Source organism: Polyangium spumosum, assembly GCF_009649845.1.
GTDB classification, from domain to species: Bacteria; Myxococcota_A; Polyangia; order Polyangiales; family Polyangiaceae; genus Polyangium; species Polyangium spumosum.
The window spans coordinates 535,063-556,624 of record NZ_WJIE01000007.1 but is presented as its reverse complement, the minus strand read 5'-3'; the positions used below and the strand labels follow the sequence as shown (position 1 = coordinate 556,624).

Below are 21,562 nucleotides of genomic sequence, written 5' to 3'. Positions count from 1 at the left end.
AATGGAAATGCGGCGGTGTGGTTTGGCTGCGCAATGGGCGGCCGTCACCCTCGGCGCGCTCGCCGTGGCTCTGACCGGCTGCGGCGTGGACGAGCTCCACGGCGAGGCCGACGCGGCGTCGCGGGCCCCCTCGAGGTTGCCCTACGCCCCGCAGCCGGGCTGGAGCTCGGCTGACGCCGAGGCCCATTCGCTGGGCGCTGCGCTCGCCGACATCAACGGCGACGGCTTCAAGGATCTCATCGTGGCGAACGGGAACGACCTGGCCGAAAACCCGGTCACGGTCTTCTACAACGACGGGCGAGGTCGTTTCCCGACGACGCCGAGCTGGTCCTCGAATGACGAGGACCATCACACCGGCGTGGCCGTCGGTGACATCGACCTCGACGGCTGGGTCGACGTGGCGATCACGGTGGCGCCCGCGCCCGAGAACACGGCCGCCGAAGGGTACGCGAAGGTGTACTTCAATCGCGGCGGCGCCCTCGAGCCTTCGCCGAGTTATCGCACGGAGGATCGTTACAGGAGCACGGGAGGCGCGCTCGGCGATTACGACGGCGACGGGGATCTCGACCTCGCCGTCGCCGTCGTCTTCGAGGAGGGCCGCGCGCCGGGGCGGGTGCGGATTTACGGAAATGAGGGCGGGCGCCTCTCGCCGAGCCCCACCTGGCAATCCGACACGCCGATGACCAGCTTCAACATGAAGTTCGCGGACATCGACGGGGACGGCCTGCTCGACATGGCCGTGGCGGCGCCGTCCTTGCCGATCTACCGCGCTCGCCTCGACCCGAATGGTTCCGTGACGCTCCCGGCCGCGCCGTACTGGACGGCGCGCGCCGAGGATGGCTTGCCGTTCTTCGTCGACGTGGGGATCGTCGGGGGATCGCCCCGCCTCGTCACCTCGTACAACGATTTCTGGGATCCTCCGTCCGAGCCCCCGCCCGGGGGCTGGCCCGAGACGGAGAATACGCCCTGCGCGCCGGGCCTCGGCAGCCTCTCGCGCTTGATGGTGTATGCGCCCTTCGTGGACGAGGCGCCGATCTGGAGCGCGGAGAGCGTCGGCTGGGGATCCGGCGTATTGCTCGCGGACGTGAGCGGCGACGATGTGCTCGATCTGCTCGCGACCCGCTGGGGCCCCGCCGTCCTCGGTATGGGCGCGCCTCTCGAGATCTACCTGGGTGGCGCCGGGGTGTTCGGCGCGAAACCCGCGTGGGTGTCGCGTACGTGCACGGTCGGCGAGACGATCCTGGTCGCCGACCTCTCCCGGGACAGCCTGGAGGAGGCCTCGATCTCCCTGTCGATCGAGCGACCTCGGGCGGTGGTCACCCTCTTGCATCAGGTCACCGAAGGTATCGTCGAGGTGCGTCGCAATGGCGTCGCGCTCGGGCGCGGGGAGTATGTCGTGGTGCCGGGTGGCAACTGGGTTTCGTTCGGGCAGCGCTTGTTGCCCGGCGACCAGGTGACCGTCCGTTACCTCGTCTCCAGCCAGCCGGACATCGTCCTCACCAGCACCTTCGCGCCAAACCACGTATTTTACCGCCGCTCGTCCCGTTGACGCAGGTACGTCTTCGGAGGGAGCACGGGAGGTCAGGATGTTATTCGATTTCGTCGCCGAACTCCGGAAGAACCCCAAGCTCCAGGCCGATTTCCTCGCGGACCCGGAGGGCGTGATGTGCCGGGAGGGGCTGACCGACGAGGAGAAGGAGATCGTGCGGTCCCGCGACGAGCGGCGCATCATGGATGCGGTCGTCCGGCAGCTCGGGATCGCCCTGAAGGAGCCGCAGCTCAAGTGGTTCCCCCCCGAGCCCCGTATCACGTCCATCTCGCCGAACAGCGGGCGCAGAGGCAAAGAGGTGGTCGTGACCATCCAGGGCGTCTTCTTCTCGGAGGGCTCCCGCGCCGAGCTCCGGAGCGGCGACGTCCGTATCGTCGGTGCCGTGCAGAGCGTCGAGACCGAGCCGAACGCGCGCATCACCGCACGATTCTCGCTCGGCGCGGACATCCCCGTCGGCCCGTACGACGTGCTCGTCTACGGCCCGGCGCAAGCGGCGGCGGACGAGGCCGCGACGCTCCCGGGGGGCTTCACGGTCCGCAAGTGACGTGTTTGGCCGGGAACTAGGGGAGGTCCGGGTGTTATTCGATTTCATCGCCGAGCTCCGGAGGAACCGCGGTCTCCGGGAGGAGTTTCTCGCGGATCCGGAGGGAGTCATGAGCCGAGAAGGCCTCACCGAGGAGGAGAAGGAGACGATCCGGGCCCGCGACTTCCAGCGCCTCACCGATGCGGTCGCGCGGGAGCTCGGGTCCGTCGCCGCAGTGGACCTTCGGTCATGGGTACCCTGGTTCCCGCCCCGACCACGTATCACGTCCATCTCGCCGAGGAGCGGGCGCGCGGGCGAGGAGGTGCTCGTGACCATTTACGGAGTATTCTTCCCGGTCGACGCCCGCGCCGAGCTCCGGCGCGGGGACGTGCGCGTCGTCGGGGCGGTGGAGAGCGTCGCGATCGGCCGTCAGGCACGTATCACCGCGCGATTCACGCTCGGCGAGCAGACCCCCCTCGGGCTCTACGACGTGGTCGTCCACGACGGGGAGGACGCGTCGGAGGCGCGAGCGGGGACGCTCGCCGGTGCCTTCACGGTCCACGAATGACGCGAGCGCTCCCGGGTGAAAGACGGAGGCCAAGGTGCTCGTCGCTCTCGACCCATCCCTCGCGCTCGTCGCGCCGCTCTTGCCTTCCGCGCTCGTTTGTCCGGGCGCGCTCCGCGCGCTCATGGCGACCGCGTCCGAGCTGCCTCCGGTGGCCTCCGGCGCTGCCCTCGAATGTCGCCTGGGTTCGAGCGAGCGCGTCGATCTCGTGATGGCCGTGAGCGGCCATGCGGGAGGGCACCGCGCCCTCCTGCGTCGGCGCGGCGAGCTCGTGTCGCCGGTGTGGCGACGCGTCCTCGATTTTTGCGCGGAATGGGCGCGGCCGGGATCACTCCTCGGCGTCGAGGTGCCCGCCGTCTGGCTCGAATTCGACGTCGTGGGGGAGCGGCACGCCCCGCCGCCGCTCGTGTTCCCCTGCGTGGATCGGCACATGTTCGGCGCGCGCCCGCCGGGCGAGACCGACGAGGCCCACCGGGCGGCGTGCGCGCAGGTGATCACCCGCGCCCTCCCGCTCCTGCTCGGGAGCGAGCTCGACCCTGCCGTCGACGCCGCGCTCGCTCGTTGCGTCGCGCTCTTGCCGCAGAGGGCCCACGTGAGTTACCTGGGACCGCTCGCGCCGCGCGGGCGAGAAGCGATTCGATTGGGGGCGGCCCTGCCGAGCGGCGCCATCTCGGGTTATCTCGATCGAATTGGCTGGCCCGGCCCCACGCGGCAGGCCGAGGAGGCCGCCTCGATGCTGGCGCCGTATGCGAGCCGGATCAGCGTTCAGCTCGATGTCGGCGCCGACGTCTTGCCCATCCTCGGCCTGGAGATCGAATGCACTCCGGGTGATCGAAGCTTCGCGCCGCTCCTCGACGCGCTCTCCGCGCGGGGCCTCTGCACGCCGGCCAAGCGCGAAGCGCTCCCGCTCTGGCCGAGAGAAGCCCAAGTTGCCTTGCCAAACCACCGCTGGCCCAGCCGGATCAATGGCTGGCTCTCCCTCAAGCTCGTCGTGCGGCCCGACGAGCCTCCCGAGGCCAAGGTGTACCTCGGGTTCGCCCCCAGCTTGCCGCTCTTCGGCTGAAGGTGCGTCAATCGTCGCTCGAATCGTCGCTCGCGCCCGCGTCGATCGCGTACACCCCGGAGGACGGCCCCGCGGGGCCGTAACCGAGCTTCTTGATGCCGAGCACCTTCATGCGGTGCACCAGCGTCCGGAGCGGCATCTCGAGCTTGCGCGCCGCCTCCGTCTGGTTCCATTGCGCCTCCCGCAGCGCCTCCACGATGAGATGCGCCTCGTATTGCTGCAGGCGCGCCCGGATGCTGCCGGCGTCGCTCGACGCGGCCCCGCTCGGCGGACCCACATCCGCCTCGGCGGCGCGCTCCGCCGGTGCCGCGCTCCTCGACGCCGCGCGGACGCGCTCGGGCAGGTCCTGCACCGAGATCCATTCCCCCTCGGCGATGACCACGGCGCGCTCGATCGCGTTCCTGAGCTCCCGCACGTTGCCCGCCCACGAATAACTCTGCATGAGCGCGAGCGCCGCGGGCTCGATTCCCCGGATATGGCGCTCGTTCGCGCGGTTCGCCTGATCCAGGAAATGCATGGCCAGCGGCTCGATCTCCTCCACGCGCTCCCGCAGCGGCGGCAGGGTGAGCGTCATCGTGTTGAGGCGGTAGACCAGATCCAGGCGGAACGTGCCCGCCTCGCACATCGCCTCCAGATCGCGGTGCGTGGCCGCGATGAGCCGCACGTCGACCTCGATGGCCTTGTTCGAGCCGACACGCGTCACCCGTTTCTCCTCGAGCACGCGCAGGAGCGCGGCCTGCGCCGGGAAGGGCAGCTCGCCGATCTCGTCGAGGAACACCGTCCCGCCGTCCGCGGCCTCGAAGATGCCTTTTTGCTGCTGGCTGGCCCCGGTGAACGCGCCGCGCTCGTGCCCGAAGAGCGTGCTCTCGACGAGCTGCGGCGGGACGGCGCCGCAATTGAGACAAACCATCGGCCGACCCCGCCTCGGGCCCTGCTCGTGCAGCGCCCGGGCCAGGACCTCCTTGCCCGTCCCCGTCTCGCCCTGGATCAGAATGGGGATCGACGAACGCGCGAGCCGCGCGACCGAGGCGTGAATCTTCTTCATCGCGGGGCTCACCACCACCTCCCGCTCGTTCATGGGTTTTTCCTCGGAAGCGCCGCCCCAGGTCCAGGGCCCGCACGGCGCCGCCTGCACCGGTCTTCCGGGCAATGCGCCCTGCGCCGCGGCCCAGCACCCCTCGAGCAGCTTCTCGGCGGACGTCGCCGTCTCCGGCGAAGCGGCCACGCCCGCGAACAGCGGCACGTCCCCCGGGCGCGGCGTCGTGATCGCGCGGGCGACCTCGAGCGCGGTCGCGAGCGTGGCCTCCGGCAGGAGAATGGCGACCGCGTCCAGGCTATAAAGCGCCATCTTGTCGACCGGGCGCAACGTGTCCCGCACCCGCGGCGCCCAGCGGCTCACGTGGACGCGCTCGCCGCGCCCGGCGCGCACGAGCAGGACCGCCGCGCTGCGCCCGAAGAACCGCGCGCGGACCACTTCCTCCTCGAGCGCGACCCGAAAACGCTCGTGGCTCACCAGGCCGGAGAGGACCCCCGCCTCGGGCGCGCGCTCGCAGACGTTCACGATCACCCGCCCGAGCACCACCTCGTCGCCGACCCGCGCCTCTCCCTGCGTCACGCGTTCGCCCCGCACCCACGTGCCATTGAGCGAGCCGAGATCCTCCACGCGCACGACCCCGTCCTCGATACGCGTGAAGCGGGCGTGCTCGCGCGACAGGCTATCGTCGTCGAATTGCACGTCGGCCGGGTGCGCGCGCCCGATGACCAGCGAGCCGCCGAGCGGGAGCTCGACGAGCTCCGTGCCGTCTCGGTGGTAGGCGAGCAGCGCAATCGGCAAACCCCCGCGCCGGGCCTGCCGGAGCGCGTCCACGGCGCTCGACGGCAGGGGCACGGTCTGGACGATTTCCGATTTACGTGCCGACATCGTCTCCTCCCCCCCGGAGGTCACCATGTCATGGCGCCGGAGGCCGGGCCACGCCACGCGCCGGGGAGGGGGATCGTCGAAAAGCGCCCCGCGCTCGTCTGCTCTTCATCTTCTGGATACGGACGTACGAGCTGTCCCATCGATGGGGAGTGCCCCTTTGCGAGGCCGAGCCGAGCTCGGCCGGTTCGTTCAAGTGGCGCGCGCGAGCCGCCTGGCTTTCCTGGCGGCGCGCTCCGCGAAGCGCGAGGCAGAGACGACGGCGCGCCTGTGGACGCCGCGGTAGACGACCTCCTCTTCGTCGAAGGCCTCGACCTCGAATTGCATCGTCTCGCCGGACGCCGAGACGAGGCGGGCCATCATGACGAGCGGGCAACCCACGGGCGTGGGGGCGAGGAGCGCCGCGGACTCGTGCGCGGTGCCCACGGTCATCTCGCCCTCCTCGAGCTCACCTTCGATGACCTTCATCGCGGCGAGCTCCACGAGCCCCAGGAGGACCGGCGTCGCGAGCACGGCCACGCCATGGCCCCATCGCGCGGCGCTGTCATCGTCCCTCACGACGTGACGCAGCTCGGCCGATGCCCCCAGCGGAATCGATTTCATTCATCCTCTCCTCCCGCGATCCGCGTCCCGGACCGCGCGCCCGCGCCGCGCGTGAGCAACGTCGATGCCAGCCGTCACATCGCCGAATCAGGGTCGTTCGGGCCGGGATGTCGGGGGTACCTGCGGCGGCGCGTCGCCCGCGGAGGGCGAGCCGTTGCGTGATCACGCAAGCGCGCGACGTGGCGAGCGACCGGAGCCGAGCGGAGCCGGCCTCACCGGCTCGCGGCGACCCGCCGGCTCCGCGTGGTGGTCTTCTTCGAGCGCTGCGGCGCCGCGGTGGCGGCGGGGCTCTCGAGGGCGGCGCGGATGGTCGTGGTCAGCACGGCGAGGCCCGCGCTCTTCGGGATGGTCGTCACCTGCAGGGCCTTGGCGAGCGTCGTGAGCATGTCCGGCGCGAGGTCGGAGTAGAGGATCACGCGGTTATGCCCGAAGCCGAAGGCATCGCGGATCATACGCACGAGCAGACCGGCGTCGATCTTCGGCATGTTGACGTCGATGACGACGAGCTCGCAGCCCGAGGCTCGCACCGCTCGGAGTGTCCCGAGGGGCCCTCGATGGAACGAGACGTCGAGCCCTGCGGCCCGGAGCCGACCGACCGCCTCCTTCCCGAAGACCGGATCGTCGTCGACCAGAAGAATACGCGACTTGTCCCCCATTGCTCCAGATCACACCACCACCCCTCGCCTGTCAATAAGGGCCCGATGCTACTTTGGTGGCATCGTTATGTCCGCGCTGGGTGCTCCTGCATATAAGCGAGCACCTGCTCCCGGCTCGGGATCCCGGCCACGCCGACCGCCTCCACGCCGAACGAGGCGGTGACGTTGGCGAAGCGCGCCGCCTCCACCGGATCGCGGGTCTCCTGAAAACGAATCATGAATGCTGTCGCGAAGATGTCTCCGGCGCCGGTGGGATCGACCTCCCTCGCCGGGCGGGGTGGGATACGCGTCACGCGGGTCGTGCCGTCGCCCTCCCGTCGGTACAGCGTGCTCCCGTCGCGGTATTCGGTGAGGACCAGGAGGGGCACGCGCTCCACCATCGCCGTGAGGCGCTGGAGATCCGAGTTGATGTCCTCCAGCGAGAGCACGACCGCGTCCACGTGAGGAAGGACCTCGTCTGCGCTCTCCCAGGGTTTGCCATGAACACGTCCGTTCTCGTCGAAGTGACGCATCCACCCCTGGGGTGTGGCCACGACCAGCGTCTCCTCGTCGAAGACGGACGCCACGTCGGGGCTTATCTCGTCGGCGATCGGCCCGAGCAGCGCCGCCCGCGGGTGGTGCAACGAGGCATCGATATCGGCGGCGGTGATCGGGCGCGCCCGCGTGGAGCAATACTGGATACGACCCTCCTCGGTATAAACGTTCGTGAACGTGGTGGTGGCCTCGGAAGGCAGGACGTAAAGCTCCACCTCGGCCGGCAGCTCGGCGAAATCGATATCGGGCGCGGCGCAGGTGAGGATCGTGGGGCGCCGCCCGAGCGCCGCCGCCGTGACCGCGGCGAAGCTGACCGTGCCTCCGAGGCGGTAGCCGCCCGTCGGATCCGTGCTTAACAGATCACGAGCGACGTGCCCGATGAGCAAGACGTCCGGCGCGGCCATTTTCTCGACCCTCCCTCCGCGAGCATGCCATGAACCACGGCGGCCGGGGAGGGGGCCGGTGTTCGGGGAGCGTTGACAAGGCCTTCGTGGTCGGCGATACGATGACGCCTGTGGCGAGCATGCAGGACCTGTCTTTCACGCTGACGAGCATTGACGAGGGGCGATCCCTCCGGCTGCCGAACCTTCGGGCAATCGTCACGCTGCCGGATCGGCAGACCCTCACGGCGCCCCTCGGGCTCGGCCCGCTCCTGCTCGGCAAGAGCCCCGAATGCGACCTGGTCGTCCACGACCCCAAGGTATCGCGGGTGCATTGCGAGGTGCGCCTCACCGAGAAGGGCGTGCTCGTGAGGGACACGGACAGCCGGAATGGCACGTTCATTCGTGATGTCCGCATCGTCGAGGCCTTCGTCCCGCCGGGCGTGCCCGTCACCGTCGGTGATTCGACGCTCGTCGTGCAGCCGTCCGGCGGCGCCGCCGTCCTGCCGCTCTCCGCGCGCAGCGCCTTCGGCTCCGCCCTCGGCGAGAGCCTCGCGATGCGGGCCCTCTTCGCCAAGCTCGAGCGCATCGCGAAGACGGAGGAGACCATTCTCTTGCTCGGCGAGTCCGGCACGGGCAAGGAGGTGCTGGCGCGCTCCATTCACCAGGAGAGCCGGCGCGCGAGCGGGCCCTACGTCATCGTCGATTGTGGGGCCGTCCCGTCGAATACGATCGAGTCCGAGCTCTTCGGCATGGTCGTGGGCGCGGCGACGGGCGCGGTGAACCGGGCGGGCTTCTTCGAGGCCGCGCACCACGGGACGATCTTCATCGACGAGATCGGCGAGCTGCCGCTCGAGGCGCAGCAGAAATTGCTCCGCGTGATCGAGGCGCGGACCGTGCGCAGGCTCGGCTCGACGCAGGAGCGAGCCATCGACGTGCGTATCGTCGCGGCCACCCATCGGAACCTCCGGTCCATGGTGGCGGAGGGCAAGTTCCGGCAGGATCTTTATTTCCGCCTCTCGGTGCTCGAGCTCCAGGTCCCGCCGCTGCGTGAGCGCAGGGAGGACATCCCGCTCCTCGTCGAGCGATTCCTCTCGAGCCGCAATCCCCCGCTGAGGGCCTCGGATCTGCCGCCCGAGACGATCCCGATGCTCCTCGGATACGATTGGCCGGGCAACGTGCGCGAGCTCCGGAACGTGATCACGCGGCTCGTGCTCTTCCCCGAGCTGCTCCACGAAATCCTGGGCCCGGAGGCGGGGGGCGCTCCCGCCGCCCGCGCCGCCTCGCCGCCCGTCGACGAGGCGGCGAAGGTGAACCCGGAGGAGGCGGAGGAGAAGCTCGGCAAATTGCTCGAGCTCTCGTTGCCCGAGGCGCGCGAGGCCGTGCTGGCGGAGCTCGAACGCAAATATGCGACGGCGAAGCTCCGCCGGTACGACGGGAACATCTCCCGCGCGGCCGAGGCCATGGGCGTGTCGCGGCAGCTCTTGCATCGGCTGCTCGATCGGCACGGCATTCGCGCCAAGGACGGCGCGCCGGACCACGCCGCCTCGAAGCGAGGCTGACCGGCGCATGAGATACCGCGGCAAGCGACGGGACGATCCGGGGCAAACGCAGGAGACGACCGTCACGCAGGACGAGGCGCCCCGCGAGCCTGCGAATGCAGCGGCGGCGCCAGAGGCCCCGGGGCCCTCGACGTCGGAGGTCTCGGACATCCCGCCCTCGCTTCACGCGCGATTCGAGGCGTTCGAGTTCCTCGGCCGGGGTGGGATGGGCACGGTGTACAAGGCCCGTGATCTGCGCCTCGGCCGCGAGGTCGCGATCAAGCTGCTCTTCGGCGCCGAGCACGAGGCGTTCGGGAGCGTGCTGCGTGAGGCGCGCTCGCAGGCGCGCATCAAGCACGAGAACGTGTGCGAGGTCTACGAGGCGGGCACGGCCGATCACGTGCGGTTCATCGTCATGCAGCTCATTCATGGCGAGCCGCTCGACAAGGCGAAATCGGCGATGTCCCTCGAAGAGAAGGTGCGCGTCGTCCGGCTCGTCGCCTCGGCGCTGCACGAGGCGCACAGGCTCGGGCTCGTGCACCGCGACGTCAAGCCCGCGAACATCATGGTGGAGCGCGGCGAGGATGGGGCCTTCAAGCCCTACATCATGGATTTCGGCCTCGCGCGGGAGATGGGGGACTCGGGCGCGACGGTGTCGGGCGCATTGATGGGGACGCCCTCGTTCATGGCGCCCGAGCAGGCGGCGGGGAAGGTGCGCTCGCTCGATCGGCGCACGGACGTGTATTGCCTCGGCGCGACGCTGTACGACGTCCTCGTCGGTCGCCCGCCGAGCGTCGCCGAGAGCCTCTCGGCCCTGCTCCACGCCATCATGCACGAGGAGCCCCTTTCGCCCCGGCAAATCGAGCGCGAGCTGCCGCTCGACCTCGACGCGATCGTGATGAAATGCCTCGAGAAGCAGCCCGCGGCGCGTTACGAGTCGGCCAAGGCGCTGGGCGACGATCTCCAGCGGTTCCTCGACGGCGAGCCGGTCTCGGCGCTCGCGCGGGCGCGCCTGTATGCGCTGGTCCGGCGCGCGAAGAGGCACAAGGTGAAGCTGTCGATCACGAGCGTCGTGCTCGTGGTCGCGGCGGTGTTCGTGGGCGGGTGGATGAGCGAGCGGGCGCGGGCCGCGAAGCAGGCCGAGCTCGCGCGTGAGCTCGGCGAGAGCGTGAAGGAGATGGAGTTTTTCCTCCGCAATGCGCATGGCCTGCCGCTCCACGACATCGACCGGGAGCGCCGCATCGTGCGGGAGAAGCTCCGGGCGATCGCGTCGGTGATCGAGGCCGCGGGGGACATCGGCGTGGGGCCGGGGCATTACGCGCTCGGGCGGGGCTACCTCGCGCTGCAGGAGCCCGCCGAGGCGCTCGGGCACCTCCGGCGGGCGCAGGCGGCGGGGTATCGAGCGGCGGGGCTCGATGATGCATTGGGGATGGCGCTCTCCGAGATGTACAAGCGAGAGCTCGCGGACACGAAGCGGATGGAGGGGGAGGGCAAGAAGCAGCGCATCGCGGCGATCGAGGCGGAGTACAAGGCCCCGGCGCTCGTGCACCTCCGGGCGGCGCTCGGGGGGACGATCGAGGCGCCGGCGTACGCGGAGGGGCTCATCGCGCTGTACGAGGGGCGGCACGACGAGGCGCTCGTGAAGGCGCGGGAGGCTTTCGAAAAGGCGCCGTGGCTCTACGAGGCGAAGAAGCTCGAGGGGGACGTGCTCTTCGCGATGGGGAGGAGATACGGGCACGACGCCGCGTTCGATTTCGAGAAGATGTCCCACTGGTTCGCCCGGGCGGGGGAGGCATATCGAACCGCTGCCGAGATCGGGAGCAGCGATCCGGCGGTGCTCGTCGCGACGTGCGAGCTCCACACGCAGGAGATGAATGGCGCGCGCGCGGCGACGAGGCCCCTTCGGCCGAGCTTCGAGGCGGCGAAGGGAGCCTGCGCGAGGGCCGTCGAAGCGAGCCCCGCGGACGGCGTCGGGCACCTGCGGTTGGCGCAGCTCCATTCGCATTTCGCCTGGCACGTCGCCGTCGGGGACGCGGCCGACGAGGAGCCGGAGGTCGCCATCGCGAAGGCCATCGAGCACGCGGAGAAGGCGGTGCGGATGAGCGCCGAGGAGCCGATGGCGTGGTACGTCGAGGCGGCGATCTTCCGGACACGCGTCCTTCACGCGAGCGTCCGCGGGTTCGACGTCGTGCCTGCGGTCGACCACGCCATCACGGCGTATGACGCGGCCCTCGAGCGGGATCCCGTCTTCGTGTGGGCGCTGAACGAGAGCTGCTCCGCGTATTATTTCCGTGCAGCACACGAGATCGCGCACGGCATCGACCCCCGCCGCTCCGTCGAGGCGGGGCTCGCGCGCTGCGACAAGGCCGTCGAGGTCGACCCGAGCTTCACGTACGCGAAGATCACGGCGATCGATCATCGCTTGCTCCTCGCGGAGCACAGGGTCTCGGCCGGGCAATCCCCGGGGGACGTGGTGCGGGAAGCGGAGGGGCTCATCGCGGCTTTCCAGCAGCAATCACCGCGCTCCGCCGTGGCGCATCGATTTCGCGCCATGCTGGCGCTCATGGAAGCGACCTACCTGCTCGAGTCGGGCGGCGATCCGACCGGAGCATTGCTTCGCGCCGACGCAGGCACCGAGGAGCACGCCCGCCTCGCGCCGACCTCCAGCCTCACGCACAACCTCCGCGGCAAGGTGGCCACGATTCGCGGGCGCCTCCACCTCGAGCGTGGTGAGGACCCCTCCGCCCGGATCCTCGAGGCGAGGGGCGCCTTCGGCGAGGCCATGAAGGCGAAGCCGGCCGCTCTCGAGTATCGGCTCGGGAGCGCCATGGCGGAGACGCTCGCCCTGCGTTTTGCGATCCGGCAGGGCGAGGCCACCGAGGCCCAGCTCGAAGCGGCGCTCGCTCCGGTGGCGCCGCTCCTCGACGTCGAGCGCGCCGAGCCCCGACTTTATCTCCTGCTCGGCGAGATCCACGAGCTCGGCAGCCGGCTCCGGGGCGGGCGCGACGCCGACCGTGAAATCACGCGAGGGCTCGCCCGCATCGCGGAGGCGCTCGCCCTTCATCCTCGCATGGCCGCCGCCCTCGCGTGCAAGGGCAGGCTCCTGCTCCTGCGAGCGAAGAGGACGAAGGACGAGCGGGAGGCCCGAAAGGCCGCGAGCATGTCGATCGAGGCGCTCTCCGCGGCCATCCGGGAGAATCCCCTCGTCGAGAGGAGGGAGCGGCAGGCCCTCGAGGAAGCGCGGCGCCTCGCGCGGGAGGCGCCGCTCGGCCGCTGAGGGTCACTGCGCGAGGGGATAACAACCGGGGTACAGGGTGAGGTAGCTGATCGAGCTCAGCCAGGTCTTGATGGCGGGGCGGCCGAGGCAGGTCCAGTTCCCCGTCGTGGAGTTTTTCGTGCAATCGGGACGCGGGCCACCGGTCCGCACCTCCACGCGGCAATCCGTGTCCACCCCGCCGGCCTGGAGCCCGCCGCAGGTCCGCGTCAGCAGCGCGTTCTGCGTGTTCGGGCATTGCAGCTCCAGGAAGTCCAGGGGCCAGACGATGTATTCGAGGCCGTTCACGGAGTCCAGGCGCGCGATCCAGAGGGCCTCTTCGATGTTGTACGTGGCGACCTGGCCGGGGCCCATTCCACCGTCGCTGATGGTGTCACCCGTGAGCATGAGGTTCACGTCGACGTTGAAGGGGTTCACGTGCGCGATCATGCACGTGAAGAGGTCGAGCTTCTCGGGGAGGGCCAGGAATCCGTCCGGGTCCAGCCAATCGCTCGTGGTCGACAGGTGGCCTCGCCCCGTGTAATTGCCGGGACCGGACACCCCCTGCGGCACCGCGCAACGGACGGCATAGTCGAGCGTCTCGCTATTCGGGGCGGCCTGGAGCTGGGCCACGGCGAAGTTGTCCAGATCGTTGATCCCGTCGTTCGTCGCCGCCCAGAGCATCGCCTCGTTCGCGGCGAGATCCCAGGTGTCGAGCCCGTTGGTTCCGTGATCACCGCCCTCGAGCGTCTCGTATCCGACGCCCCCGATCTCCGCGACCTCGGGCCCCTCGGCGAGGCACCCCGCCTGGAGGAGACCAAGGCCGGCGGCGAGAGCAATGAAGAGCGAGCGGTGGAGTGTCATGGGGTCGAGTCCTTTCTGGGTTCGAGCGACGTCTTTTTTCGTCGCGTGGATACGACCCATCATAACAAGACCCATGCCACCGTGAACAGCGTCCAAGGCGTGATCGACGTCACGGAAGACGCGCCTCGGGCCGGACGCAGGTGACACGACGCCGTAACACTGTCACGGCGGGGTGACAGCGGCTGTTCCGTCGGCGTGACGGCGGGGCTTCGAGCGCGTGGCGCGTTACGTCATGGTGCGACCGTGATGTCGTAGGTGATTGGCGAATCTCCGCAGGTGCGGAGGGGGCGGAGCCATTGCAGCGCTCGTGCCAAAGCCGGGGAGAAACAGAGGCGGCGGGGGCTGACCTCCTGCGCCGCAGACGTCGCGCGCGGGTTCGGCTACCGGCGCATCGCCCAGGCGATCCCCGCCCGCAGCGTCGCCAGCGTCGTGATGCCTTGCAGATCCGCGCCCGTCTCCACGAGCGCCTGCGCCACGGCCGGCCGCATTCCGGTCACGACCACCTCGGCCCCGAGCAGCTTCACGGCCCTCGCTGCATTCACGAGCGCGCTCGCGACGTGCGTGTCCACCTGCCGCAGGCCCGTGACGTCGAGGATCGCCACCCGGGCTCCGTGCCCGGACACACCCAGGAGGAGCGCCTCGGTGATTTGCCCGGCGCGCGCCTCGTCGATGGAGCCGATGAGGGGCATCGCCACGACGTGCTCGGCGATCGGGAGCAGGGGCGACGCGAGCTCGCGGATCAGCGCGGCCTGCCGGGCGAGGTTTTGCGCTTCGTGTTCGGCGCGCTCCTCGAGGTGTTGTTGCTCGGCGGTGATGTCGATGGCCACCGTCCCGATCCCGCGGACCGCGCCCTCGTCGTCTTCGACGCGGAACTTGATGCTCTGGTAATACACGGGCCCGTCCGGGCGCGGGACGATCTGCAGGTGTTGCGCGCGCCCCTCGGCGAGGGCGCGGCGCTCGGCGTCCTCGCTGTTGCGTACGCCTTGCGGCGGCAGGAACGCGTCGGCCTTTTTTCCGAGGATCTCCTCCCGGGATCGCCCCGTGAAGCGCTCCATCTCCCTGTTCACGAGGAGGAAGCGCCCTTCGAGGTCCTTGACGAACATCAGCGCGGGCGTGTGGTCGAGGAACGCGCGCAGCACCGCTTGATTGGCGAGCCGCTCGTCGGCCTCGCGCCGCTTGCGTTCGGTGATGTCCTGGAGCGTGCCGAGGGTCTGTCGCACCGATCCGTCGGGGTTTCGCGTGAAGACGACGCAGCGGTCCTCCATCCACCGGTATTGCCCGTCTGCGCCGCGCAGCCGGTACTCCAGCGGGACGACGTCCCCGTCGTTCGCCGTCGCGAAGAGGGCGCGCAGCGCCGGGATGCGGGCGGCGTCCTCGGGGTGGAAGATGCTCGGCAAGAGGTCCGCGCCCATCGCGTGTATCTCTTCCTCGTCGTAGCCGAGCATCTGCGCGAGCTCTCGATTGGCGAAGACGTTGCAGTCCGTCGAGGAATCGTGGACGTACACGAGGTTCGCCATCTTCCCCACGATGCCTTCGAGCAGATCGAGCCGGCCGCGGAGCCGCTCCATCTCGGCCTCGCGCTCCACGTCGCGCCGGCGCAGCCGCTCGATCTCGTCCTCGGCCGTGAGGGTGTCCTGGGTCTGTTCGGCCTCCCGCATGATGCGCCCTTATCGCACCCCTCCGCCCGGGATGCCAAGGCGGTCCTAGACGCCGCGGTCCACGGAGCGTGGTCTCGCGCCGCCCGCGCGCGCCCCGCCCATGCAGCGCAGCAGGCCGTCGCGCAGGCTGGCGAGCGTCACGAGCTTCGAGAGATCGATACCGATCGACACCATCGTCTGGGCGACCGCGGGGCGGATGCCGGTGATCACGCATTGCGCGCCGAGCAGCTCGGCGGCGCGGACGAGCCGCAGGATGTGATCGGCGGTGGACGTGTCGATCACCTCCACGCCCGTCAGATCGATGAGCGCGTGGCGCGCGTTCTTGTGCACGATCGCGTCGAGCAAACGCGTCATGGTCTCGGCGGCGCGCTGGCTATCGATGACGCCCATCAGCGGCAGGGTGATCACGCCGTCCCAGACCTCGATGATCGGGGTGGACAGGGCGCGGATGGCCTCCTCCTGGCGCGCGATGAGGTCGAGCTTCTCTCGTAGCTCTTTTTCGGTCTCGGCGCGCTCCTCGACCTCTTTACGCACGCGCTCGAGGGCGACGGCCAGGTCGGCCTTGGTCGCCTCGTCGGTCGCGAGCAGGCGCTCGACGCGGTCCTCCAGGCTCGCGTCCGAGGGCCGGATGACGAACTCGTCGTATTCGTCGCCCTTCGACGCGAACGCGGTTTGCTCGGCCCAGCATTGCGGGACCCCGAAGTGACGCTGGAAGATCCCCGCGAACTTGCCGCCGAGGTAACTCGAGCCCCAGCTCACGCCGAGCGCCTTCTGGCAATCGGCCTCCCAGTGGTTCCGGGCGCGCACGCGCGCCACCTGGGCCTTCGAATCGAGCGAGACGAGCTCCCAGCCGCCCCAGCCGAAGACCGCGGCCACCTTGGTGAGCTCGGCGAAGCCCTGTTCGAAGGTGGGGAACTGGCAGATGTACGCCCAGTCCTGATCGACGCCGTCGCGCCCGCCGCCGTGGAGGGAGAGCCGGATCCGCTCGGTGCCCACGCTGCGCTGCAGCCCCGAGATGAGCCCCGCCAGGGTGCTCTCGACCCAGATGAATATGGCGGGGTTGCCCGCCATGCGTATCGTCTTCGTCTCGGTATCGTATTCGAATTCCAACCCCCCCAGGGTTGCGCGTTCGATCATGGGATAGGTCTCCAGCGGAGACCCTACATCGTCCGGGGCGGAGGTGGGAAGGAATCTTATCGGGCGCGCCGCGCCGCAGCAGCGTCAAAGCACCAACGTCCGCGACCTACCCTTCGCTTGTGGGCTCCGGGGTCGGCGTGGCTGTGTTTTCCTGGTTCTTGCGCCGGGTGGCGGCGCTCCTGTTCGCGTAGAGCCCGCGATACTGGATCGTCGATTCGAACGTGGCGAGCAGGCCGGGCTTGTTCTCGTCCTTCGCGGTGTCGAGGACGATCTTCGCGAGCCGGCTGAGCAGCCCTTCGAGCTTGTCCTCGTAAAACGCTTCGCTCTCGCGCAGGACCTCGGCGAGCTTGTCGGCCTCGGGGCGCTGGGCGCGGATCGCCTGGAGGAGCTCCTGGGTCTCGACGATCTCGGCGTAGAAGTCGGGGTGGATGCGCGCCTCGTCTCCGTGGACGGGCATCGCGGCGGCCAGGTCGCCGAGCACGGCCGCGCAGCCCGGCTTCGAGCGCTTGAGCTTGGGCAGGTCGCCTTGCTTGACGTCGACGAGCTTGTGCTTGAACGGCATCGCGCTGGCGATACCCGTGCCCGTATACTTCCCGATCGCGTTCTCCGACATGGGATCCTCCTTGTGCAGGGGAGCTTGCCCTGTATGCGCGTTCGACGAAGCGCGGGGATTCATCATCCGCCTGGAGCACAATCTTGGCGTGTGGGTAGCGCGAGGACACGCGCGCGGGGTCCGAAGGCGCGCGCGTCGGGTCCGTGATCGTGCTCGTGGGGTCTGTGATCGTGCTCCTGGGGTCCGAGATCGTGCTCGCGGGGTCCGAAGGCGCGCGCGTCGGGTCCGTGATCGCGCGCGTGGGGTCCGTGCTCGTGCTCGTGGTGTCCGTGATCGCGCTCGTGGGGTCCGTGATCGCGCGCGTGGCGTTCGTGATCGTACGCGTGGGGTCCGAAGGCGCGCGCGTGGCGTTCGAGGACGTGGTGGCGAGGTCCGTCGTCATGCTCGGGGCGTGTGTCTTCGCGCTCGCGGGGTCCGTGCACGTGCGCGCGGGGTCCGAAGGCGTGGTCGCGGAGCCCGTGATCAGGCTCGCGGCGTCCGAAGGCACGCTCGGCGAGCGTGCTCGGGTGAGGACTGCCGTCCGCGATCGTCGAGGGGCGCAGGCAGCAGGTCTCTCGCCTGCGCGCGCGTGACCTACAGGCTGAGGTCGACGTGGAGGATGCAGAGGTCGCTCTCCTCCAGCGTGGTCTGGATCGCAGGCGCACCGTTGCAGGAGAAGACACCATCCGATCCGGCACACGCGCTCCCGCGATCGTAACGAACCTGCACACCACACGTGTTCAGAGGTGAACCACAGATGCGGGTGATCCAGGATACGGTCGTGAGCAGTCCACACGTGTCGAGCAGGTTCACGCGGGGCCAGGCGTAGTAGGCCGGGGTCTGGTTCGGACCTTCGAGCCGCACCTGCCAGATCGCCTCCTCGACTTCGAAGCCCTGCGGCTCGGAGCTCTGCGTCCCGGCGACGCTGGGTCCCGAGAGGAAGATGGGCACGCTGGCGCTGAACGGGTTCAGGTGCGTCACCATGCAGGTGAGCGCGTCCTCCTTCTGGGAGGTGGAGAGGCCGGCCGTGGCCCAGGCGCCGGTGGTCGTGAGGATCCCGCCGCCCGTGTAGACGCGGCCGCCGCTCGCGAGCTGCGTACCCGCCGGGAGCGCGCAACGCGCGGCATACGAGAACACGTCACGGCCGGCGGTGGTGTCGAGCAGGCCCGTCGCCACGAGGGCGGGGCTGACGGCCGAAGGATCGTTCGGATCCGCGGCGGCGACGCCCAGCGCCGCGAGCAGTCGGTTCACGTTCGCGTGGTAGGCGAGGGGGGAGAGGCCGTTGTAACCTCCCATGCCCGTGCTTGGGCCCCCCAGCGGCGCGAGATCCGCGGCCTCCTCGACGCTCACCGGCGCCTCCGCGGAGACGCAGCCCGCGACCAGGAAGAGCGCTCCCAAGACAACCCCCGTAAGCGACCGGAACGACATGAAGTTCATCTCCCTCACTGTGTGACCTCGAAGGTAGACTTCTTGCAAACCGAGCGCCATGGGACCTTGGTCTCATGGTGCCTGGTCTTTCGTGCGCTTTATGAAGGTGATCTCGTGCGTTCTGTTGCCCCTGTGACTTCAACAACGACACTGGATCAGGACGCCCCGCGCCGGAGCACGCCCTCGGGGCCGCCGAGCCTCCCGCAGGCGTTGATCTCACGCTTCGACGAGCTCGCCTTCCTGGGCGCCGGGGGGATGGGCTCGGTCTACCGCGCCAAGGATCGGCACCTCGGCCGGGATGTCGCCATCAAATTCTTGCACCAGGCCGACGCGGAGACGAACCGGACGCTGCTGCGCGAGGCGCGGGCGCAGGCGCGGATCGAGCACGAGCACGTGTGCAAGGTGCACGAGGTCGGGGCCGACGGCGAGCGCCCCTATATCGTGATGCAATACATCGCGGGTGAGCCACTCGACGTCGCCGCCGAGCGAATGACACGCGAGCAGAAGGTGCGCGTCGTGAAGCAGGTGGCCCTGGCGCTGCACGAGGCGCACCGGCTCGGGATCATCCACCGCGACGTGAAGCCCGCCAACATCATGGTCGAGGAGGGCGAGGACGGCGCGCACAAGCCGTACATCATGGATTTCGGCATCGCCCGCGAGATCGGCACCTCGACCCAGGTGACGTCGTCGTTCGCCGGGACACCCGCGTACATGGCGCCCGAGCAGGCGAACGGGGACGTCGAGAGGCTCGACCGGCGGAGCGACGTGTATTCGCTCGGCGCGACGCTGTACGACCTGCTCGCGGGTCGCCCCCCCTTCGAGGGGGCCCACGCGCTCGTGGTCCTGCGAAAGCTCCTCACCGAGGAGCCGGCGCCGCTGCGGAAGGTCCGGCCCGACGTGCCGGAGGACCTCGAGGCCATCGTGATGAAATGCCTCGAAAAGGAGCAGGGGCGGCGGTACGAGTCGGCCCTCGCCCTCGGCGAGGACCTCGGGCGGTTCCTCGACGGTGTCCCCGTGATGGCGCGCCGGGCGTCGCTCGGTTACGTCCTTTACAAGGCCGCGCGGCGGCACAAGCTGCGCGTGGCGGTCGCGCTCTCGCTCCTCGTGGCCGTCGTGGTGTTCGGGTCGCTCTGGATCCGGGAGCGGCAGGCCCTGGCCGAGCAGGCGGCGATTTCGCGCGAGCTCGGCGAGGACGTGAAGGAGATGGAGGTCTTCCTCTCGCGGGCCTACGGCCTCCCGCTGCACGACATCGAGCGGGAGCGGAGCCTCGTGCGGGAGCAATTGCGGGACATCGAGGCGCGGATGGCCACGCTCGGGCGGGCCGGGGAGGGGCCGGGGCATTACGCGCTCGGGCGGGGGTACCTCGCGCTCCACGAGCCCGCGCAGGCGCTCGCCCACCTGCGCCGGGCCGAGGCGGCCGGGTACGCGACGCCGGAGAGCCGGTATGCGATGGGGCTCGCCCTCGTGGAGCTTTATCGAGGGGCGCTCGACGAGACGAAGCGTATCCAGGACGAGGCGCGCAAGAAGGCGAGGATCGAGGCGCTCGACGCCGAATACAAGGCGCCCGCGCTCGCCCACCTGCGCGCGGCGCTCGGCGCCAGGCTCTCGTCGCCGGCCTACGTGGAGGGGCTCATCGCGCTGCAGGAGGGGCGAACCGACGCCGCGCGGGAGAAGGCGCGGGAGGCGTTCGCGCGGGCCCCGTGGCTCCACGAGGCGAAGAAGCTCGAAGGAGACGCCCATTTCGCCGAAGGAAAGCGCTTCGGGCGGGACGCCGCGTTCGACCACGAAAAAATGATGCGCGCCTTCGAGCCGGCCGCCGCCGCCTACGCGGAGGCCGCTTCCATCGCGCGTAGTGATCCGGCCGTGCACGAGGCGGAATGCGAGCTCTGGACCCAGGTCGTCATCGCGTCGGACGCGAGGCCCGAGCAGTTGCGCCCGAGCTTCGAGAGAGCAACGAGCGCCTGCGGAAAGGCGCTCGTGGCGGATCCGCAGCGGGGCTCGGCGCGCCGGACGATGGCGTTCGCGCACAACGCATTTGCGTGGCGAATGGTGAACGCCCCCGGGGGGCAGGACGCGGAGCCGATCCTCCTGGCCGCCATCGAGCGGGCGGAGGAGGCGGCGCGCCTCCGCGCGGACGACGCGATGGCGTTTTTCCTGGTCGGCGCCGCGTATCGGATGGAGCTCATGCATCACATGAACCGGGGGCTCGATGCGCGGGCCGTGGGCGACCGCGCCATCGCCGCGTACGAGGAGGCGATCCGGCTCGATCCCGGCTTCCTCTGGCCGTACAACGAGGTCTGCGCGTCGTACCTGGAGCGCGCCCGGAGCGAGACCTGGCGAGGCGTCGATCCGACCCCTTCGGTCGAGCGCGCGGTCTCACGCTGCGATCAAGCCATCGCGCAGAACCCGAGCTTCACGTATCCGGCCATCTACAAGGCGTACGCCCATTTTCGACAAGGGCAATACCTCGTGGAGAGGGGTCTCTCGCCGGCCGCCTCCGTCACGAGCGCGCTCGAGGCGGTCGCCGTCGTCAAGGCGTCCAATGCCCTGGACGCGGCGCACATCTCGGCCTGGGCGCTCTGGCTCGAGGCCTCGCACGCCTGCGACGCGGGAGAGGATCCGAGCGGCTCCCTGGAGCGCGCGGAGGACTTCCTCCGCGAAAAGGAGAAACACGCGCCCTCCTCGACGAACGACGAGATCCGAGGTTTGCTCGCGATGACGCGGGGGCTCCACCTGCTGCGCCGAGGGGACGACCCGACGGCGGCGATCGAGGCGGCGCGGTCGTTTTTCCGGAGCAGCGCGGAGGCGTCGCCGTGGGACGTGGACTACAGGGTCGACCAGGCGCGCGCCGAGCTCCTCGCCCTGCGTTTTGCGCTCGCGAAAGGGAAGGCCGATGCCGCGATGTTCGAGGCGGCCTCCGCCCCGCTCACGCGTGTGCTCGACAAGGAGCGCGCGAATCCACACGTGTATCAATCGCTGGCCGAGGTCCACGAATTACGCGCCGGCTGGCTCGCCGGGCGGAAGCGCCCCGCGGACGAGGACGTCGCCGCGGGGCTCGTGATGGCCGACAAGGCGCTCGCCATTCACCCGAAGATGGCGACGGCGCTCGCGTCGAAGGGCGCGCTCCTGCTCACGCGAGCCCGCGCCGCCGCGGGAGGCTCGCGGACGCGGGCGCAGGCCGCGCGCGAGGCGAAGGCGTCACTCGAAGCAGCGCTGCGGGAGAATCCGCTGCTCACGCGGGAGAGGGCAGCAGCGCTCCGGGAGGCGGAGCGGGTGCTGGAGGAGGCGGCGGAGTGAG

General features: G+C 69.8%; 17 protein-coding genes. 8 read left to right on the top strand and 9 right to left on the bottom strand.

The window, feature by feature from the left end; genetic code table 11:
* The first annotated feature begins 1 nt into the window (after position 1).
* The 4 genes from GF068_RS26495 to GF068_RS26480 are packed head-to-tail and all read left to right on the top strand — an operon-like array spanning position 2 to position 3,700.
* Positions 2-1,549: an FG-GAP repeat domain-containing protein gene (locus tag GF068_RS26495; RefSeq protein WP_153822229.1), complete on the top strand. Its 1,548-nt coding sequence runs from the start codon at positions 2-4 to the stop codon at positions 1,547-1,549.
* A 37-nt stretch (positions 1,550-1,586) separates the two neighbouring features.
* Entirely contained in the window at positions 1,587-2,093 is a 507-nt protein-coding gene (locus tag GF068_RS26490) for a hypothetical protein (RefSeq protein WP_153822228.1), read from the top strand.
* Between the two features lies 1 nt (position 2,094).
* A complete protein-coding gene (locus GF068_RS26485; protein WP_338046580.1) occupies positions 2,095-2,640 on the top strand; it encodes a hypothetical protein in 546 nt (181 codons plus the stop codon).
* Positions 2,641-2,674: 34 nt separating this feature from the next.
* Entirely contained in the window at positions 2,675-3,700 is a 1,026-nt protein-coding gene (locus GF068_RS26480; RefSeq protein WP_153822226.1) for a hypothetical protein, read from the top strand.
* A gap of 7 nt (positions 3,701-3,707) precedes the next feature.
* Here the strand turns inward: GF068_RS26480 and GF068_RS26475 are convergent, their stop codons facing one another.
* The 4 genes from GF068_RS26475 to GF068_RS26460 all read right to left on the bottom strand — a co-directional run bounded on the left by GF068_RS26475 (position 3,708) and on the right by GF068_RS26460 (position 7,815).
* Entirely contained in the window at positions 3,708-5,621 is a 1,914-nt protein-coding gene (locus GF068_RS26475) for a sigma 54-interacting transcriptional regulator (RefSeq protein WP_153822225.1), read from the bottom strand.
* 189 nt (positions 5,622-5,810) lie between these two features.
* Positions 5,811-6,221, bottom strand: coding sequence for a thioesterase family protein (locus tag GF068_RS26470; protein WP_153822224.1), 411 nt, complete (start codon positions 6,219-6,221; stop codon positions 5,811-5,813).
* A gap of 212 nt (positions 6,222-6,433) precedes the next feature.
* The gene (locus GF068_RS26465; protein WP_153822223.1) at positions 6,434-6,877 is read right to left on the bottom strand and encodes a response regulator; all 444 of its coding nucleotides are present in this window, start codon (positions 6,875-6,877) and stop codon (positions 6,434-6,436) included.
* A gap of 65 nt (positions 6,878-6,942) precedes the next feature.
* Positions 6,943-7,815 (bottom strand): PfkB family carbohydrate kinase, encoded by an 873-nt coding sequence (locus GF068_RS26460; RefSeq protein WP_153822222.1) that lies wholly within the window; start codon positions 7,813-7,815, stop codon positions 6,943-6,945.
* A gap of 119 nt (positions 7,816-7,934) precedes the next feature.
* On the opposite strand from GF068_RS26460, the gene GF068_RS26455 reads away from it, so the two are divergent.
* Both GF068_RS26455 and GF068_RS26450 read left to right on the top strand, forming a co-directional pair.
* The gene (locus GF068_RS26455) at positions 7,935-9,353 is read left to right on the top strand and encodes a sigma 54-interacting transcriptional regulator (RefSeq protein WP_153822221.1); all 1,419 of its coding nucleotides are present in this window, start codon (positions 7,935-7,937) and stop codon (positions 9,351-9,353) included.
* Between the two features lie 7 nt (positions 9,354-9,360).
* On the top strand, positions 9,361-12,609 hold the full coding sequence (locus GF068_RS26450; protein WP_153822220.1) for a serine/threonine-protein kinase: 3,249 nt from the start codon (positions 9,361-9,363) through the stop codon (positions 12,607-12,609).
* A 3-nt stretch (positions 12,610-12,612) separates the two neighbouring features.
* Here GF068_RS26450 and GF068_RS26445 read toward each other — a convergent pair whose 3' ends face one another.
* The 4 genes from GF068_RS26445 to GF068_RS26430 all read right to left on the bottom strand — a co-directional run bounded on the left by GF068_RS26445 (position 12,613) and on the right by GF068_RS26430 (position 16,857).
* Entirely contained in the window at positions 12,613-13,449 is an 837-nt protein-coding gene (locus GF068_RS26445) for a hypothetical protein (protein ID WP_153822219.1), read from the bottom strand.
* Between the two features lie 380 nt (positions 13,450-13,829).
* A complete protein-coding gene (locus tag GF068_RS26440; RefSeq protein WP_153822218.1) occupies positions 13,830-15,107 on the bottom strand; it encodes a PAS domain S-box protein in 1,278 nt (425 codons plus the stop codon).
* 45 nt (positions 15,108-15,152) lie between these two features.
* Positions 15,153-16,244, bottom strand: coding sequence for an STAS domain-containing protein (locus GF068_RS26435; protein WP_153822217.1), 1,092 nt, complete (start codon positions 16,242-16,244; stop codon positions 15,153-15,155).
* A 106-nt stretch (positions 16,245-16,350) separates the two neighbouring features.
* Positions 16,351-16,857 (bottom strand): hypothetical protein, encoded by a 507-nt coding sequence (locus GF068_RS26430; protein WP_153822216.1) that lies wholly within the window; start codon positions 16,855-16,857, stop codon positions 16,351-16,353.
* 149 nt (positions 16,858-17,006) lie between these two features.
* Between GF068_RS26430 and GF068_RS26425 the strand changes: the two genes are divergently transcribed.
* Complete coding sequence (locus tag GF068_RS26425) at positions 17,007-17,429, top strand: hypothetical protein (RefSeq protein WP_153822215.1); 423 nt, start codon at positions 17,007-17,009, stop codon at positions 17,427-17,429.
* A gap of 1 nt (position 17,430) precedes the next feature.
* On the opposite strand, the gene GF068_RS26420 is transcribed toward GF068_RS26425, so the two are convergent.
* Positions 17,431-18,234 (bottom strand): hypothetical protein, encoded by an 804-nt coding sequence (locus GF068_RS26420; protein ID WP_153822214.1) that lies wholly within the window; start codon positions 18,232-18,234, stop codon positions 17,431-17,433.
* 240 nt (positions 18,235-18,474) lie between these two features.
* On the opposite strand from GF068_RS26420, the gene GF068_RS45420 reads away from it, so the two are divergent.
* On the top strand, positions 18,475-21,561 hold the full coding sequence (locus GF068_RS45420; RefSeq protein WP_153822213.1) for a serine/threonine-protein kinase: 3,087 nt from the start codon (positions 18,475-18,477) through the stop codon (positions 21,559-21,561).
* Position 21,562: the final 1 nt, after the last annotated feature.